Below are 16,978 nucleotides of genomic sequence, written 5' to 3' on the forward strand. Positions count from 1 at the left end.
CCGGCTGGCGCCTTGCCAGCCGGCCGGCGCGTCACGATGCCGGCAGCCGGGCCTCCCAACGGCCTCCCTGCTGATAGAACTCGTAGCGGTGCTTGCCCTCGCGCCGGTTGCCCTTCACATCGGCGCTGGTGGTGACATCGCAGGTCACGCTCTGGCTTGCGGGCGTGCAGTTGTCCAGGGACTTGACCTCTAGCGAGCGCGCCATGTTGGTGGCGGCCGGGCCATCGAACCCCTGTTGGTTGTTCATCGACTGGATTTCCCGATGCATCGCGTTCTGCAAGGCCTGGGTGGCCTGTTCCCGCGTGGGGGCCTGCTGGGCGTATGCGGCGGCGCAACAACCGGCCAGACCGATAGCCAAGACGAGCTTTTTCATTGCGTACTCCTTGGTAACGAAAACGCCACGCCTTTCAATCTAGTCGGCTTTGCGCCCCGGCTGTGTAAGGTTTTACGTGGAATCTTGTCGTTTGGTAATCGGGCTACCAGGCCGCCACGGCGCCGTCGCTGCGTGGATCCGCGCCGCCCTCGAGCGTACCGTCCGGATGCCGCAGGATCGCGCCGGCATGTCCCATGGTTTCGTCATACGGACGCAGGATCTCCACCTCGTGGCCACGGCCGCGCAGCGCGTCGGCCACCCCTGGCGCGAAGCGCGACTCGAGCTTGAGCGTATCGGAGGTCTGGCCCCAGGTGCGGCCCAGGAGCCAGCGCGGCGCATCCACCGCCGCCTGGGGATTCATGCCGAATTGCACGATGCGGGTGAATACCGCGCTTTGCGATTGCGGCTGGCCGTCGCCCCCCATGTTGCCGTAGACCAGCGTGCGGCCGTCGTCTAGATGAGCCATGGCCGGGTTCAGGGTGTGGAAGGGCTTGCGGCCAGGCATGAGCGGGTTGCGGCTGCCAGGGTCGAGCGAAAAGCTGCACCCCCGGTTCTGCCAGTTGATGCCCGATTCGGCCAGCACCACGCCGCTGCCGAATTCGTGGTAGATGCTCTGGATGAAGCTGACCGCAACGCCATGCGCGTCGACGGCACCCATCCACACCGTGTCGGCCGGCCCCTTGCCCTTGCCCCAGGGCGCGGCGCGGTCCCTCGAGATCTTGGCGGCCATTGCATCGAGCCGCCCGGCATCCAGCAGCGATTGCGGATCGACGTCCATGTGCGCGGGGTCGGTGATGTGGGCGTCGCGGATGCCGAACGCGAGCTTGGTTGCTTCGGTGCAGAGGTGGACGTAGTCGGCGCCCGTGGGGTCGGCTACCGCTTCCAGCAGGCGATCGAGCTGGCCCAGGATCAGCAGAGACACCAGGCCCTGGGTGGGCGGGGGGACGTTGTAGACCTTGCCGCGGGAGTGTTCCAGTACCAGGGCTTTTTTCCACACTGGCCGGTGCGCGGCCAGGTCGGACGCTGTCAGGGGGCTGCCCGCCGTGGCCAGGTCGCGCGCCAGGACTTGCGCGAGGTCGCCGCGGTAGAAGTCGTCCAGGCCCGCCCGCGCGAGCTGCTCCAGCGTGACGGCCAGCCTCGGCTGGCGGAAGAGGGCGCCCGGCGCGGGCGCCTGGCCGTCGACCAGGAACGTTTCGGCAAAGCCGGGGACGGCCAGCAGGTCCTCCCGCTTGGTCGAAGTGCATGCCGCCTGGCTGGTCGTGACAGGCATGCCGCGCCGCGCATAGTCGATCGCGTCGCCCAGCAGCCGTTGCAGCGGCAGGCGTCCGCCGAGGTTTTCGCGCGACCAGGCGTAGGCGGCGTCCCAGCCGGAAACGGTGCCGGCGACGGTGTTGGCCGCCAGGCCGCCGCGGAACGGGATCGCCTCGAGCCCGCGGGTGCGATAGGCGCCGATATCGGCCGCCGCCGCGGCGGCGCCGCAGGCTTCAAGCGCCAGGGGCGGGTGCCCGGGGCGGCTCACCAGCCAGAAACCGTCGCCGCCCATGCTGTTCATGTGGGGATAGACGACGGCGATGGTGGCGGCGGCCGCGATCATCGCCTCGACCGCGTTGCCGCCTTCGCGCATGACCGCCAGCGCGCTTTGCGAGGCGAGCGCATGGGGGGCGACTGCCATGGCGCGGCTGCCGCGGACGGGATTGGGAGTGAACGGGGAGGATGGCATGGGCGCGATCCGGGCGGGTGGAAAGCCCGATTGTGGCCCAGACTCGGCCCGCGGTCATGTCCCTCGCGTAAGGCCGGGGCGCGGCGAGGTATGCTGTACGGCGAGCCATGCCGAATTGAACGAGGTCATGTAAGGGAATTCCGGGCCCGGGCGGACCGCCACCTATAATGTGCCGCCTTGCGGCGTAGGCGCGTGGGCCGCAATTGGGATATAAACACGCCCATACCGGCGCGCGCCGTAGCGCCGCCGCGCGAATTCAAGGATATCCGTGAGTGATCTGTTAGACAGCCGCCTGGCGTTGCTCGACCAGCCCGCGCACCGCGCGGTGCTGGCGCGCCGACTGCATGGCATAGAAAAAGAAAGCCTGCGGGTCGACGCCGAAGGGCATCTGGCGATGACGCCGCATCCCGCCGGCCTCGGTGCCGCCCTGACGCATTCCAGCATCACCACCGATTACTCCGAAGCCTTGATCGAGCTGATCACGGCTACTCATGCCGGCCATGAATCGCTGCTCGGCGAGCTGCGGGACATCCACCGTTTCGTCTACAGCGAGCTCGATCGCGAAATGCTGTGGAACCAGTCCATGCCCTGTGGGCTGCCGCCCGAAAAGGACATACCGATCGCATGGTTCGGATCGTCCAACATCGGCATGCTCAAGCACGTGTATCGGCGCGGCCTGGCCTATCGCTATGGCAAGGCCATGCAGTGCATCGCCGGCATTCACTACAACTTCTCGTTCGCCGAGGACTTCTGGCCGCTGCTGGCCGATCCCGGCGAGCCGGCGGGCATGTCCTCCAAGGACCGGCAGTCGGCCAAGTACGTGGCGCTGATCCGCAACTTCAACCGCTACAGCTGGCTGCTGATGTATCTGTTCGGCGCGTCGCCCGCGCTATCGGTGGATTTCCTCCAGGGGCGCGCGCACCAGCTCGAACGCCTGGACGACAGCACGCTATACCTGCCGTACGCCACCAGCCTGCGCATGAGCGACCTGGGGTACCAGAACAAGGCGCAGGCCGGGCTCAAGCCGTGCTACAACGATTTGTCGACCTATGTGGCGCGTCTGTACGAGGCGGTCAGCACGCCGTGGCCGGAGTACGAGAAGATCGGCACCGTGCGCGACGGGCAGTGGGTGCAGCTCAACACCAACATCCTGCAGATCGAGAACGAATACTATTCGAGCATCCGGCCCAAGCGCGTGGCCCGCAGCGGCGAGCGGCCGTTGCGGGCGCTTGCCGAGCGGGGCGTGCAGTATGTCGAAGTGCGCTGCATGGACATCGACCCCTTCCAGCCGGTGGGCATAGACGAGACCACCAGCCGCTTCCTCGACGCGTTCCTGCTGTATTGCACCCTGGAAGACAGTCCGCTGTTCGCCGAGGGCGGGCATTGCTCGCGCAGCGCCGACAATTTCCTCACCGTGGTCAAGCGCGGACGCCAGCCCGGATTGACGTTGAATCGCGACGGCAATGCAATCCCCTTGCGCGCGTGGGCGGAGGAATTGCTCGATCGTATCGCCGACTGCGCGGGGCTGCTCGACCGCGTCCACGGCGAGACCGGCTATTCGGCGTCGATTGCGCCGCAGCGGGCCAAGGTCGAGGCGCCGGAGCTCACGCCGTCGGCACGCGTGCTGGAATCCTTGCGTACGAGCGGGATGACGTTCCAGGCCTTCATGCTCGACCTGAGCCGCCGCCATGCCGAGCATTTCCGCAGCCAGCCCTGCGCCGGCGAGCAACTCGCCCGGTTCCGGCGCCTGGCCGCCGAGTCGCTGGCCGAGCAGCGCGAGCTGGAACGGATGCAGACGGGCGACTTCGGGGAGTTCGTGGCTGCCTACCAGGCAGGTCTCCTGGGGCGCCAATAGGCGCCAGGAAGAGGCCGAGGCGCGGAAGCCCATGCAAATCGTCTTCACCGTACTCGTCCTGCTGCTGGCCGTGGCGATGTCGGGGGTGCTGTCCAGGCTTTCGCCGGTCCGGCTGCCGCTGCCCCTGTTCCAGATCGCGATCGGCGCGCTGCTTGCGGCACCGGCCTTCGGCCTGAAGGTGAGGTTCGATCCCGAGCTGTTCCTGCTGCTCTTCATTCCGCCCTTGCTCTTCGTGGACGGCTGGCGGATCCCCAAGCGCCAGCTGTATCAGCTGCGCGGCCCGATCCTGGCGCTTGCCCTGGGACTGGTGCTCTTTACAGTGGTCGGCGTGGGGTATTTCATCCACTGGCTGATCCCCGCCATTTCCCTGCCGGTGGCGTTCGCCCTGGGCGCGGTGCTGTCGCCGACCGACGCGGTGGCGGTATCGGCCATCGTCGGCAAGAACCGCTTGCCGCCCAAATTGCAGCATGTGCTGGAAGGCGAGAGCCTGATGAATGACGCATCGGGCCTGGTGGCGTTCAAGTTCGCCATCGCCGCGGTGCTTACCGGGTCGTTCTCGCTGTGGCAGGCGAGCCTGAGCTTCGTCATCATCGCCGTCGGCGGGCTGGCGGTGGGCGCGGCCCTGGCCTGGGTGCTGAGCCTGGGGCGCAAGCTGGTGGCGCAATGGACCGACGACGAACCCGCCATCCAGGTCGTCCTGTTGCTGTTGACGCCATTTGCGGCCTACCTCGTGGCCGAGCATTTCGGGGTCTCGGGCATCCTCTCGGCCGTGGCCGCGGGCATCGCCATGACCTACACCGATTCGGGGCAGGGATCCTCGGCCATGCGCCTGCAGAGCAACAGCGTGTGGTCCATGCTCGAGTTCGTATTCAATGGCATGACCTTCATCCTGCTGGGGCTGCAGTTGCCCAGCGTGGTCGGCCTTGCGCAGGTCGATGCGCAGGCGGCCGGCAACGTCCCGGTGTGGCACCTGTTCGTCTACGTGGCGGCGATCACGCTGGTGCTGATCGCCTTGCGCTTCCTGTGGGTCTGGGTGACCTACCATCTGAAGAGCTTCCGGATGCTGCTGCAAGGGTCGCCCGTGCGCCCCGTCAATGCCTGGGTGCTGCTGGTGACCTCGCTGTCCGGGGTGCGCGGCTCGATCACGATGGCCGGCGTGCTGACCGTACCGCTGGAAATCTCGGCCGGCACGCCGTTTCCCGGCCGCGACCTGCTGATCTTCCTCGCCACGGGCGTCATCCTTTGTTCGCTCTTGGTGGGGAGCACGCTGCTTCCCCTGGTACTGCCCAAGGTTCCTACGCCTGCCGAGACCATGAAAGACAAAGAAGAGCGCGCGGCGCGGCTGCGGCTGGCGCACGCGGCGCTCGACGGCCTGGAACAGGCGCAGATGCGGATGCGCCAGGGGCTGAACGAGGAATCCCTGGCCGTACTGGCCGAAGTCGGCGCCGACCTGGCGAAGGTCTATCGCAATCGCATCGATGCCGAGAGCGATACGACCGAAATTGCCGCGCGAGCCAACCTGCATCGCAACTTCGAGCGCGACCTGCGCATGGCGGCCATCTATGCGCAACGCACCGAGCTGCATCGGCTGCGCGACGCCCACCTGATCGACGACGACGTGTTCACGGTATTGCTGCGCGACGTGGATCTGGCCGAGAGCTGGCTGGCGGGGCCGCTGGTCAGCAAGCATTGAACAGGCCCTAGAGGCGGGGCGTGATTCATGTCGGGGTTTTGGTCCCTAACACGGCCCCGGCGTACCGCGCAAGACCTGCACCGTTAGGCATGCAGATCAATGGATTTCAGTGCGGTCGTTTTGTCGAATTGGATGGAACCTCGCCGTATCCCATCTGGCGATCGTCGCTCATCACCGCCGTAGTCCTTGGCCGGTGTGGTGGGGCGGCCCGCTCTCGGGGCGCATTCGGAGCCGCCGGAGTTGGCGCGGTCGGCGGGGAAGCAAGGGCGTGCATGTCTGAGCGCGGCAGTAGGGACAGTCCGGGGGACTGTCCCCGCGCGAGTTCACGCCCGCCCCGCCGACCGCGCCAACTCCGGGAAGTCCCGGCAAAGCCGGGGCCGGCTTCGCTGCGCCCCGATAGGGGGCGCCCCGCCACACCGGCCAAGGACGGATCAAGAACTCAACTCTCCAGCAATTGACCCCCCCTAGAGCATGGGCGAAAACAGCCGTGCGAAGGAATCGAACAGCCGGCGGGGGAAGGGGGTTTCCCGGTCCTTGGCGACGCGCGCTGCCTGGCGCAAGTCCAGCTCGAACTGGCGGCCCAGCTGGCGCGCCATGGTTTCGCCATAGACCAGGGCCATGACCTCGAAGTTCAGCTCGAAGCTGCGGTTGTCGAAATTGGCGGTGCCGATGAACGAATAAGTGTCGTCGACCAGGAGTGTCTTGGAGTGCAGCATCCTGTCCTGGTATTCCCAGACCTTGACGCCGGCCTCGAGCAATTCGTCGAAATAAGAGCGCGAGGCCGCCGTCACCACCAGCGAGTCGCTGCGGCGCGGGACCAGCAGGCGAACGTCCACGCCTTTCTGGGCGGCGCTGGTCAGGCTCATCAGGGCCGGTTCGCTAGGGACGAAATAGGCCGTGGTCAGCCACACCCGCTCGGTGGCCGCATGGATGGCCGCGACTTGCATGCGGTGGATCGCCTGGCGGGGGTCGTCGGGGCCCGACGTCAATATCTGCACATGATGCTCGCCAGGCGGCATCTCGGGCAGCAGCGCGTCCAACTCCCGGTCGTCGGTGCGCTGCTTGGTGGCGTAGGCCCAATCCTCCAGGAACACCATCTGCAGCCAGCGCACGGCGCCGCCTTCGATGCGCAAGTGCACGTCGTGATAGGCGTCCGGTCGCGTGCGCTCGTCCTCGTCGTCGGTGACGTTCAGGCCGCCCGTGAAGCCCAGCTTGCCGTCGCAGATCAGTATCTTGCGGTGGTTTCGATAGTTGGTGACCGGCCGCCAGCGCCGGCCGATCCGCACATTGTGGAAAAAACCGACCTGCGCGCCCGCCTCGCGCAGCGGCGCGAGGAAGCGCCGGCCCAGCCGGTCCGATCCCAGCGCATCCACCAGCAGCCGCACGGCCACGCCCTGGCGCGCCTTTTCGGCCAGGAGGTCGCGGATGGCGGTGCCGATGCGGTCGGGATCGAAAATGTAGAACTCGACGTGGATGTGCTCGCGCGCGGCGCAGATCGCTTCCACGAAAGCGTCGTAGGTCTGCGCGCCGCCCACCAGGAGGCGCACGTCGGTAGCCGAGGAAAGCGGAATGTCGCAGGCGGTTCGCCCCAGCGCCGCCATGCGCGCCACCGTCGGGGGGATTTGGTGCTCGTGTTCGCGCAGCAGTGCGCGCTCGGTCTGGCTGGCGATCAGCAGGCGGCTGCGCAGGCGCTTGATGCGGCGGCGCTTCAGGCGCTGGGGCCCGAGGAAGTAGTAGACGATATAGCCGACGTAAGGCAGCAGGGCCAGCACCAGGATCCACAGTACGGTGGACAGCGGCGGGCGCCGCTGCAGCACGATCCAGACGGTGACGGTGCCGATATAGAGCGCCCAGCCCACGGACCAGGCATTGACCAAGTGGTGCTGGAGCTCGGCATTGGCCATCGCGCGCGCTTATAACGGGATGGTGTGCTTCTTGTGGCGGACCTTGGCTTCGAGATAGCGCCGGTTGTTCGGGTTCAGGTAGACCCCCGTGGGAATGATGCTCTCGATCTCGATGCCGTGCTCCTCGAGCTGGCTCGCTTTGTCGGGATTGTTGGTCAGGAGGCGGATGCGAGTGACGTCGAGGGCCCTGAGCATCTGCGCGGCCGGCTCGAAGCTGCGGGCGTCTTCCGGCAGGTTCAGGTGGCGGTTGGCCTCGAAGGTATCGAGGCCCTTTTTCTGCAGGGCGTAGGCCGACAGCTTGGCATACAGGCCGATGCCCCGGCCTTCCTGCCGCAGGTACAGCAGGACCCCGCCCTCGCGCGAGAAGCACGACAAAGCCTCGTGCAATTGCGGACCGCAATCGCAGAGCTGGGAGCCGAATACGTCGCCGGTCAGGCATTCCGAGTGGACGCGGACCAGCGGCGGCGTATTGCCGGGCTTGAGCTGCGGAAACACGATGGCCACGTGTTCTTCCGCGAAGCCGTTGAAAGTGACGAATTCCGGCGGCGTTCCTCCCTCTTCGAGAGGAATCACGACGCGGTTCTTGATGGTGACCATGGTTGTTCCGATCAGACCAGCATCCAGACGACGATGACCAGTCCCAAGGCGATACGATACCAGCCGAATACCCGGTACGAGTGGTTCGCGACGAACCGCATCAAGGCCCGCACCACGAGCAGCGCCGCGACGAACGCCGCCAGGAAGCCGATGGCGATGGCCGTGACATCGTTGCTGGTGAGGGATTCGTGGTTCTTCCAGGCATCGTAGACCGATGCGGCCAGCATCGTGGGCATGGCAAGGAAGAACGAGAACTCGGTGGCGGTAGTGCGCTTGAGTCCGGCGGCCATGCCGCCGATGATGGTGGCGCCCGAGCGCGAGGTGCCCGGGATCATCGCGACGCATTGCGCCAGGCCCACCATCAGCGCCTGGAACCAGGTGATCTCGCCGATGTTCGGCGTCTTGACTTCCGACTGCGGCTTGCGTTCCACCCACAGGATGATGAAGCCGCCGATGATCAGGGTCGTGGCCACCACGCCCGGATTGAAGAGGACGGTCTTGATCTCTTTCAGGAACGTCACGCCGACGATGGCGGCGGGAAGGAAGGCGATCAAGATGTTGCGGGCGAACTTCAGCGAGAACTTGTCGCCGGTGAGTATGCCGCCCAGGATGTGCGCGACCTTTTCGCGGAAGATCCAGATGACCGCCAGGATGGCGCCGAATTGGATGACGACCTCGAATACCTTGGCATCCCCCGAGAAGAACTGGATCCAGTCGCCGACCAGGATCAGGTGCCCCGTGCTGGAAACGGGCAGGAATTCGGTGAGGCCCTCGATGATGCCGAGGAAGAAAGCTTTGAGCAGGTAAAGCGAGTTTTCGGTCATGAGTATCGGCGTCCGGGGGCGGACGGTGTGGACGGGAGCGGCTCGCCGTCGAGCCGACGCGCAGCCGGCGGGAGACGCCGACCCGCGCGGAAGGCGCGCGAAGCCGGTGCCATTGTAGAGCTAACGGGGAACCATCCCCGGCAGGGGATCAGTCGCGGGCTTCCTTGAGCGGCTCGAGCAGGGTCAGGAGCTGCGGAAAGACCTTGGGCGTGGCGGCAACCACCTCGCCGCTCTGCATCCAGCCCTGTTCGCCGTCGAAATCCCCGATCAGGCCGCCCGCCTCGAGCACCAGCAGGCTGGCGGCGGCGAGGTCCCAGGGCTTCAGGCCGCAGCCGTAGTAGCCGTCGAGCCGGCCGGCGGCGACGTTGGCCAGTTCCAGCACCGACGAGCCCTGGCGGCGCACGCCGGAGGTCGTGGCCGAGATCTGGCCGAAGGTCTTGGTCCACAAGGCGAGCCGCTTGCCGCTGGGGTCGGGCGCGAAACTGGTGCCGATCAGGGTCTCGGGCATGCGGGTGCGGCGCGACACGCGGATGCGGCGGTCGTTCAGGAATGCGCCGGCACCGCGCGTGGCGGTGAAGAGTTCGTTGCGGGAGGGATCGAAGATGCAGGCCTGGGTGACCTGGCCGCGCTGCATCAGCGCGATCGAGACGGCGTAGATCGGCATGCCATGGATGAAATTGGTGGTGCCGTCCAGCGGATCGATGATCCAGAGGTTCTCCTGCTGGCCTTTGGCGTCGGCCGCGCCCGGGGTTTCGCCGGACTCTTCGGCTAGAATTCCGTGTTCGGGGTAGGCTGTCTTCAAAATGTCAACGATGGCTGCTTCCGCGGCCTTGTCGACTTCGGTCACGAAATCGCCCGGTCCCTTCTGAGACACCTTGACCAGATCCAGGTCCAGGCTGGCGCGATTGATGATGGCGCCTGCGCGCCGGGCCGCCTTGACAGCGGTGTTGAGCATGGGATGCATAAGGAGGCCGATGGGCTAGGAATATGGTGAAACCCCTCTAGTTTAAAGGACACATGCTTTCCCTAGTCAGTTTCGTCATGGTCGAGCCCAGCCACCCCGGAAATGTGGGCTCGGCGGCACGGGCGCTCAAGACCATGGGGTTCTCGCGCCTGGTGCTGGTCAATCCCCGCGTGGCCGATGCCGCGAACCATCCGGAGGCGCTCGCGCTGGCCAGCGGCGCCACCGACGTGCTGGCGGCCGCGCGGGTCTGCGCCACGCTGGAAGAGGCCCTGGCGCCCGTGACCATGGCCTTCGCGATGACCGCCCGCCTGCGTGATCTGGGCCCGCCGGCCTGCGACATGCGGCAGGCCGCCGAGCTGGTCCGCGACCATCTCGCCGGCCATGCCGGCGCGCAGGCCGCCGTGGTGCTGGGCACCGAACGCTCGGGCCTGACCAACGAGCAGGTGGCCTTGTGCCACCGGATCTGCCACATTCCGGCCAATCCCGAGTACTCGTCGCTCAACGTTGCCCAGGCGCTGCAGCTGGCCGCCTACGAGTTGCGCTATGCGCTGCTCGGCGCCGAGCAACTGGCCGTCGCCGGCCCCCGCGCCGAGCCCGCTTCCGGCGAGGCCGTCGAGGCCCTGCTGGCGCACTGGGAAGAGGCGCTCATCGCCGTGGGCTACCTCGATCCCCGGCATCCCAAGAAACTCATGCCGCGGATGCGGCACCTTTTTGCGCGGGCGGGCCTCAGCCGGGAGGAAACCGACCTGTTGCGCGGTGTTTGCACCGCGATGATCGCGCAGTCCCGAAAGATTTCCCATGGCAGTTCTTAAGATTCCCGCCGTCTACATGCGTGGCGGAACCAGCAAGGGCGTATTTTTCAATGCCCGGGACCTGCCGCGCGATCCGGAGCAGCGCGACCGGGTCCTGTTGCGCGTGCTGGGCAGCCCGGATCCCTATTCGCGCCAGGCCGACGGCATGGGCGGGGCCAGCCCGTCCACCAGCAAGGTCGTGGTGGTCGACGCCTCCAGCCGCGACGATTGCGACGTGGAGTACCGGTGCGGCCAGGTGGCCATCGACCGTCCGGTCATCGACTGGTCCGCCAACGGGGGCAGCCTGGCGGTAGCCGTGGGCCCGTACGCCATCCAGCAGGGCCTGGTAGCGCCGCGCGAAGGGACGACGGTGGTCCGGATCTGGCAGCCGCATCCAGGCCGCTGGCTGGCCGCGCATGTCGAGGTGCGCGGCGGCGAAGTGATGGAGGACGGCGTTTTCACCGAGGACGGCGTGCCATTCCCGGCGGCCGAGGTGCGGCTGGATTTCATCGATGACGGATCCACTAGCCTGCTGCCCACCGGCCGAGTCCAGGACACGCTCGAGATCGACGGCGTCGGCGCGTTGCCCGTGAGCCTGATCCGCACCGACGAAGCCACCATCTTCGTGCGGGCCTCGGACCTGGGCCTGAACGGCCGCGAAAAGCCCGATGCGTTCAACCGCGACGCCAAGACGCTGGCGCGGCTGGAAACCGTGCGGATCGAAGGCGCCGTCGCGATGGGACTGATGTCCCGGGCGCGGGCCGAGAAGGCCGGCGCGCCTCTGCCCAGGCTGGTGTGGGTGGCGCCGCCGATGTCCTACAAGAGCGCCAGCGGGGGGGACATTCCGCGCGACAGCATCGACGTGCTGGCGCGCGGCATCGCCGACGGCCACATGCAGCGGGGCTTCGGCACGCGAAGCGCCATCTCGCTGGCGGTCGCGGCCGCGGTGCCGGGCTCGGTCGTGTCCCAGGTGGCCCGCACGTTGCCCGGCGTGGCGACCCGTATCGGCCATGCCAGCGGCGTGCAGGCGGCCTGGGCGACGGTGGTGCCCAAGGGAGCGGGGTGGGGGCTGGAGCGCGCCACCGTCTCGCGCACGGCGCGCTGCCTGATGAGCGGCTGGGTCCATGTGCCCGCCGGGCCGGGACGGCTGTGCTGATTGCCCGGCGCGGGCCGGCGTATCAGGCGTCCAGCGCGATGTCGTGATAGGCCGGGCCGTCCCGGTCGATTGCGAGCCAGCCGCCGCGCGGATCGGCCGCATCGTCCAGGTCCCAGTCCGGCAGCACCCAGCGTTCGCACCGGCGGCCGTCCATCTCGAACACCTCGCGGCCGGGACGATGGGTATGGCCATGGATCATGCGCGTGACGCCGTGCGCGGCGAGCGCCCCTTCCACGGCCTGCCGGTTCACGTCCATGATGTCGGCGGCCTTGCGGCTTTTCTCGGCCATGCTGCGTTCGCGCAGCTGGCGCGCGATGGCTTGCCGCGCCGCCAGCGGCTGGGCGAGGAACTGCGCCTGCCATTGCGGGTTGCGGACCATCGCGCGGAATTGCTGGTACTCCACGTCGTCGGTACAGAAGGCGTCGCCGTGCGAGAGCAGGAATTCGCCGGCGTCGGTGCGGATGGTTACCGGTTCGGCCAGCCGATGGGTGCCGGTGGCCTCGGCCAGTTGGTCGCCCATCAGGAAATCGCGGTTGCCGGGGCCCAGGTAGACGGGAATGCGGGAGGAGGCGGCGCGCAGGCCGGCGACGACCTCCTGCAGCCAGGGTGCGGGCGCGTCGAGCTCGTCGTCGCCGACCCAGGCGTCGAAGATGTCGCCGGGCAGCAGCAGCGCCGCGGCGCCTTCGGCGGCGGCCTGCAGAAACGCCAGGAATGCTTCGCGCGTAGCCGGGCCGTCAGGGCCCAGGTGCATGTCGGAGGCCAGCCAGACAGGGCCGGCGAAGGAAAGCGCGGGGTGGGAAGCGGGCGTCCCGGAAAGCGGGGAACCGGACACGGAAATCCTCGAAGGGGTGCGTGGACCGCCTCGCGCGCCGGCGCGGGACGCGGACGTCCCGGCGTGCCGGCTGCGCCGGCGGCGTTTACTGAACGACTTCTGCCTTGGTGATGACGACGTCCTCGACCGGCACGTCCTGGTGGCCGGCGCGGCTGCCGGTCTTCACGCCCTTGATCTTGTCGACCACGTCCTCGCCTTCCACGACCTTGCCGAAGACGGCATAGCCCCAGCCCTGGGGCGTGGGCGAGCTGAAGTTGAGGAAATCGTTGTCGGCGACGTTGATGAAGAACTGCGCGGTGGCCGAGTGGGGGGCGTTGGTACGCGCCATGGCGATGGTGTAGCGGTTGTTCTTCAGGCCGTTGGCGGCTTCGTTTTCGATCGGGGCTTGCGTGGGCTTTTGCGACATGCCGGGCTCGAAGCCGCCGCCCTGGATCATGAAGCCGTTGATGACGCGGTGGAAGATGGTGTTGTCGTAGTGGCCGCCGTTCACGTAGGCGACGAAGTTCTCGACGGTCTTGGGCGCTTTCTCGGCGTCCAGTTCCAGGCCGATCAGGCCCTGGGAGGTATGCAGGTTGACGCGGGTAGTCATTTGTTCAAAACCTCTGCTTTTTCGATCACGATGGGTTGGACCGGGACGTTCTCGTAGGGGCCCCGGGTGGTGGTGGGCGCGGTCTTGATCTTGTCGACCACTTCCTTGCCCTGGATCACCTTGCCGAACACCGCATAGCCCCAGCCGCTGGGGGTGGGCCCACGATAGTTCAGGAAGTCATTGTCGGCGACGTTGATGAAGAATTGCGCCGATGCCGAATGCGGGTCCGGCGTACGGGCCATGCTCACGGTATAGGCGGCGTTTTTCAAGCCATTTGAGGCTTCGTTACGTATGGGCGAGCGGGTGGGTTTTTCCCGCATGTCGGAGGTGAAACCGCCGCCCTGGATCATGAAGCCGTTGATGACGCGGTGGAACACAGTCCCGTTGTAGTGGCCGTCGCGCACATACTGGAGGAAGTTGGCGACGGTGCCGGGTGCCCGGCCGTCGTCCAGTTCGAGCACGATGCGGCCGGCGGTGGTTTGCAGCGCGACTTGCGGCGCGGCGAGCGCGGCCGGGGCGGCCAGCGCGCATGCCAGCGCCAGGCTGGGGAAAAGCAGTTTCATCAGGGCGTCCGGGGTTGGGATTCGGGGGAGGGCGAGGGTTCCAGCAGCTTGCGGGTCTCGGTGCCTTTCTGGCGGGCGGCGTCTTCGCCGGGGTTGAGCTTGCCGGCGGCGTCGTAGGAGCGCGCCGCCAGCATGATATACAAATCGCCCAGGTTTTCGCGCGCGACGGCATAGTCGGGCGCGGTGCGTATGGCCATCTCCAGGGCCACCTTGGCCTGGTCGAGCCGGCCGTCGGCGACCTCGAGCGCGGCCAGGTTGTTCCAGGGCTCGGGCAGCTCGGGAAAGCGCTGGGTCATGTCCCGGTAGATGGCCTTGGCCTCTTCGCGCCGATCCAGCTGGTTGAGCGCCCGAGCCTTCAGGAAAAGCAACTGCGCATTGGTGGTGTCGGGCGATTTCTGCGTGTCGGCGGCCAGGCGCTCGTCGATCTCGGCCAGTGTCTCGGCGGCCTTGCCTTCGTTGAGCTGGCGCTCCAGCCTTTCGGTCATGGCCCGGGTCGATTCCGGCAGGCTGGTGTCCACGCCGGGCTTGAGCGCCTCCAGCAGATTGCTCAACCAGGGGATGTCCCCGGCCGACGACGGAGCCAGCACCGGTGGCGTGGCCGTGGTAGTCTGGGCGGGCAACGGGGCGGGCGCCAGCGCGGCGAATACCGCGAGGGCGGCGGCCAGGGCCGCCGGGCGGGCCCGGCGGGCGCCGCGCAAGGCGGAAAGGAAAGCTTTGGTCGTGGCCAAACGGTTCTGCCTGAATGTGGAAGGGGATGCCGTCCGCGCGGACCGGCATTCCCGGTTGATATAATCTGACCGATTTTAGCCCCGGTAGTGGTCAATCCAGCCGGGGCTTCCCGTTTTCAGCCTGTAACTCGCTCATGCTCCATATCTACAATACGCTCGCTCGTGCCAAGCAACCCTTCCAGCCTGTGGAGCCGGGATGCGTGCGCATGTATGTCTGCGGCATGACGGTGTACGACTACTGCCATCTGGGCCATGCCCGGATGCTGATCAGCTTCGACGTGGTCCAGCGCTGGCTGCGCGCCAGCGGCTACCGGGTCACCTACGTGCGCAATATTACCGACATCGACGACAAAATCATCCGCAAGGCGGTCGATACCGGCAAGCGCATTTCCGAGGTTACCGGCTTTTTCATCGATGCCATGCACGAGGATGAAAAGGCCCTCGGCGTGGAGCCGCCGGATTTCGAGCCGCGCGCCACCGAGCACGTGGGCAGGATGCTGGAGATCGTGCGCCTGCTCGAGCAGAAGGGCCTGGCCTACCGCTCCGGCGACGGCGACGTCAATTACGCGGTGCGCCGGTTCCCGGGCTACGGCAAGCTGTCGGGCAAGTCGCTGGACGACTTGCGGGCGGGCGAGCGGGTGCAGGTGGATATCTCCAAGCGCGATCCGCTCGATTTCGTGCTCTGGAAGGCCGCCAAGCCGACCGAGCCGGCCGAGTCCCGCTGGGAGTCCGAATACGGGCCCGGCCGGCCCGGCTGGCACATCGAATGCTCGGCCATGAGCCGGGAACTGCTGGGCATGCCGCTCGACATCCACGGCGGCGGGCCCGACCTGAAATTTCCCCACCACGAGAACGAGATCGCGCAAAGCGAGGGCGCCTACGGCGGCACCCTGGCCAATACCTGGATGCACTGCGGGCCGCTCATGGTGGATGCCGAGAAGATGTCCAAGTCGCTCGGCAACTTCTTTACCGTTCGCGATACGCTCGCGCACTACGATGCCGAGGTGGTCCGCTTTTTCGTCGTGCGCAGCCACTACCGAAGCCCCCAGAACTACGCGGCCGACAACCTGGCCGACGCCCGGGCGGCCCTGACGCGCCTGTATACCGCGCTGGGCAATGCCGAGCCCGACGGTCTGGGCATCGATTGGAACGACCCGTCGGGCCAGGCCTTCAAGGCGGCGATGGACGACGATTTCAACACGCCGGAAGCCGTCGCCGTGCTGTTCGACCTCGCCGCCGAAGTCAACAAGACCGGCTCCGCCCGCGCCGCGGGCCAGCTCAAGGGCCTGGGCGGGTTGCTGGGATTGCTCCAGCAGGAGCCGCGAGCTTTCCTGCAGGGCAAGGCTGCCGACGAGGGCGCGGCAGGCATCGAGGCCCGTATCGCCGAACGGGCGCAAGCCAAGAAGAACAAGGATTTCGCGACGGCCGACCGCATCCGGGCCGAGCTGCTGGCCGACGGCATTGTCCTGGAGGACAAGCCCGGTGGCGTGACCCTTTGGCGTCGCGCCTGAGTGCCGCGATCCGCTGAATACCTTTGGTTTTGGAAATGAAGTCTCAAGTCATGGCCGAGACCGGCGAGCACGCGCCCGCGGCGCCGTTCGACGGTACCGAAAAACCCGCTTACTGGGATGCCGCGGTGGCCCACCTGGTCAAGCGCGATCGCATCCTGAAAAAGCTGATTCCGCAGCATCCCGAGGTCCATTTGCTGACGCGGGACGAGCCGTTCGTCACATTGGCCCGGGCTATCATCGGCCAGCAGATCTCCACCCGCGCCGCCGCCGATGCGCTGTGGGAACGCTGCCTGGGCGCCTGCGGCCGCCGGGTGACACCCGGGGCGGTGGGCAGGCTGGGCCTGGCGGGGCTGCGGGCGGCGGGATTGTCCCAGCGCAAGTCCGAGTACCTGGTGGATCTTGCCGCCCATTTCCAAGAGCGCCGGGTGCATCCCGCGCAATGGGAGCAGATGGACGACGAAGCCGTCATCGGCGAGTTGACCGCCATACGCGGCATCGGACGCTGGACAGCGGAGATGTTCCTGATTTTTAATCTGCGGCGGCCGGATATTCTGCCGCTGGACGACCCGGGCCTCTTGCGCGCCATTTCGTTGCACTATTTCAGCGGCGAACCCGTGTCCCGTTTCGAGGCGCGGGAAGTGGCCCAGGCCTGGAAGCCCTGGTGTACCGTTGCGACGTGGTATTTGTGGCGGAGTTTATGACCCCCCCTACGCGCTGCGCGCGCCCCCCAGGGGGGCGGCACTGGCGGACCGGCGGAGCCGGATCCGCGGTGCCCCGGGGTTACTCCGCGACTGGATGGCTGGACAGGAATTGGGCGTTGCGGGTGGCTGCGGCGCGATGGAGTGATGAATTGTTGATGAAACGAGCCGAACGCCTGG

16 protein-coding genes are annotated in these 16,978 nt (G+C 67.1%); 6 read left to right on the forward strand and 10 right to left on the reverse strand.

Annotation, left to right across the window (positions count from 1 at the left end):
- Positions 1-31: 31 nt before the first annotated feature.
- Together CDO44_RS22190 and CDO44_RS22195 are read right to left on the reverse strand one after the other, a co-directional pair.
- Entirely contained in the window at positions 32-373 is a 342-nt protein-coding gene (locus tag CDO44_RS22190) for a hypothetical protein (RefSeq protein ID WP_087782433.1), read from the reverse strand.
- A gap of 103 nt (positions 374-476) precedes the next feature.
- Positions 477-2,045, reverse strand: coding sequence for a gamma-glutamyltransferase family protein (locus CDO44_RS22195; protein WP_087782483.1), 1,569 nt, complete (start codon positions 2,043-2,045; stop codon positions 477-479).
- A gap of 316 nt (positions 2,046-2,361) precedes the next feature.
- Between CDO44_RS22195 and gshA the strand changes: the two genes are divergently transcribed.
- Both gshA and CDO44_RS22205 read left to right on the forward strand, forming a co-directional pair.
- On the forward strand, positions 2,362-3,948 hold the full coding sequence (gene gshA, locus CDO44_RS22200) for a glutamate--cysteine ligase (RefSeq protein WP_087782434.1): 1,587 nt from the start codon (positions 2,362-2,364) through the stop codon (positions 3,946-3,948).
- A 31-nt stretch (positions 3,949-3,979) separates the two neighbouring features.
- Positions 3,980-5,641: a Na+/H+ antiporter gene (locus CDO44_RS22205; RefSeq protein WP_087782435.1), complete on the forward strand. Its 1,662-nt coding sequence runs from the start codon at positions 3,980-3,982 to the stop codon at positions 5,639-5,641.
- A gap of 464 nt (positions 5,642-6,105) precedes the next feature.
- Here the strand turns inward: CDO44_RS22205 and cls are convergent, their stop codons facing one another.
- From cls to CDO44_RS22225, 4 genes are all read right to left on the reverse strand, one after another.
- Complete coding sequence (gene cls / locus CDO44_RS22210; protein WP_087782436.1) at positions 6,106-7,545, reverse strand: cardiolipin synthase; 1,440 nt, start codon at positions 7,543-7,545, stop codon at positions 6,106-6,108.
- 9 nt (positions 7,546-7,554) lie between these two features.
- On the reverse strand, positions 7,555-8,142 hold the full coding sequence (ribA, locus tag CDO44_RS22215) for a GTP cyclohydrolase II (RefSeq protein WP_087782437.1): 588 nt from the start codon (positions 8,140-8,142) through the stop codon (positions 7,555-7,557).
- An 11-nt stretch (positions 8,143-8,153) separates the two neighbouring features.
- Entirely contained in the window at positions 8,154-8,966 is an 813-nt protein-coding gene (locus CDO44_RS22220; protein WP_087782438.1) for an undecaprenyl-diphosphate phosphatase, read from the reverse strand.
- Between the two features lie 148 nt (positions 8,967-9,114).
- Positions 9,115-9,930 carry an inositol monophosphatase family protein gene (locus CDO44_RS22225; protein ID WP_087782439.1) on the reverse strand — a complete coding sequence of 272 codons (816 nt, stop codon included), beginning with the start codon at positions 9,928-9,930 and terminating at the stop codon, positions 9,115-9,117.
- A 53-nt stretch (positions 9,931-9,983) separates the two neighbouring features.
- Between CDO44_RS22225 and CDO44_RS22230 the strand changes: the two genes are divergently transcribed.
- Both CDO44_RS22230 and CDO44_RS22235 read left to right on the forward strand, forming a co-directional pair.
- Entirely contained in the window at positions 9,984-10,742 is a 759-nt protein-coding gene (locus CDO44_RS22230) for an RNA methyltransferase (protein WP_087782440.1), read from the forward strand.
- Positions 10,729-11,877, forward strand: coding sequence for a PrpF domain-containing protein (locus tag CDO44_RS22235; protein WP_087782441.1), 1,149 nt, complete (start codon positions 10,729-10,731; stop codon positions 11,875-11,877). Before CDO44_RS22230 ends, CDO44_RS22235 begins: the two co-directional genes overlap by 14 nt.
- A gap of 22 nt (positions 11,878-11,899) precedes the next feature.
- On the opposite strand, the gene CDO44_RS22240 is transcribed toward CDO44_RS22235, so the two are convergent.
- The 4 genes from CDO44_RS22240 to CDO44_RS22255 all read right to left on the reverse strand — a co-directional run bounded on the left by CDO44_RS22240 (position 11,900) and on the right by CDO44_RS22255 (position 14,589).
- Entirely contained in the window at positions 11,900-12,709 is an 810-nt protein-coding gene (locus CDO44_RS22240) for a UDP-2,3-diacylglucosamine diphosphatase (RefSeq protein WP_255407814.1), read from the reverse strand.
- Between the two features lie 85 nt (positions 12,710-12,794).
- On the reverse strand, positions 12,795-13,298 hold the full coding sequence (locus CDO44_RS22245; protein WP_087782443.1) for a peptidylprolyl isomerase: 504 nt from the start codon (positions 13,296-13,298) through the stop codon (positions 12,795-12,797).
- Positions 13,295-13,861 carry a peptidylprolyl isomerase gene (locus CDO44_RS22250; protein ID WP_087782444.1) on the reverse strand — a complete coding sequence of 189 codons (567 nt, stop codon included), beginning with the start codon at positions 13,859-13,861 and terminating at the stop codon, positions 13,295-13,297. The genes CDO44_RS22245 and CDO44_RS22250 overlap by 4 nt, the downstream gene beginning before the upstream one ends.
- Positions 13,861-14,589 (reverse strand): hypothetical protein, encoded by a 729-nt coding sequence (locus CDO44_RS22255; RefSeq protein WP_087782445.1) that lies wholly within the window; start codon positions 14,587-14,589, stop codon positions 13,861-13,863. Before CDO44_RS22255 ends, CDO44_RS22250 begins: the two co-directional genes overlap by 1 nt.
- A gap of 134 nt (positions 14,590-14,723) precedes the next feature.
- Between CDO44_RS22255 and cysS the strand changes: the two genes are divergently transcribed.
- Positions 14,724-16,100 (forward strand): cysteine--tRNA ligase, encoded by a 1,377-nt coding sequence (gene cysS, locus CDO44_RS22260; RefSeq protein WP_087782446.1) that lies wholly within the window; start codon positions 14,724-14,726, stop codon positions 16,098-16,100.
- 50 nt (positions 16,101-16,150) lie between these two features.
- On the forward strand, positions 16,151-16,801 hold the full coding sequence (locus CDO44_RS22265; protein WP_087782447.1) for a DNA-3-methyladenine glycosylase: 651 nt from the start codon (positions 16,151-16,153) through the stop codon (positions 16,799-16,801).
- Positions 16,802-16,978: the final 177 nt, after the last annotated feature.

Origin of the sequence: Pigmentiphaga sp. NML080357 (assembly GCF_002188465.1) — a bacterium.
Taxonomy (GTDB): Bacteria; Pseudomonadota; Gammaproteobacteria; order Burkholderiales; family Burkholderiaceae_B; genus Pigmentiphaga.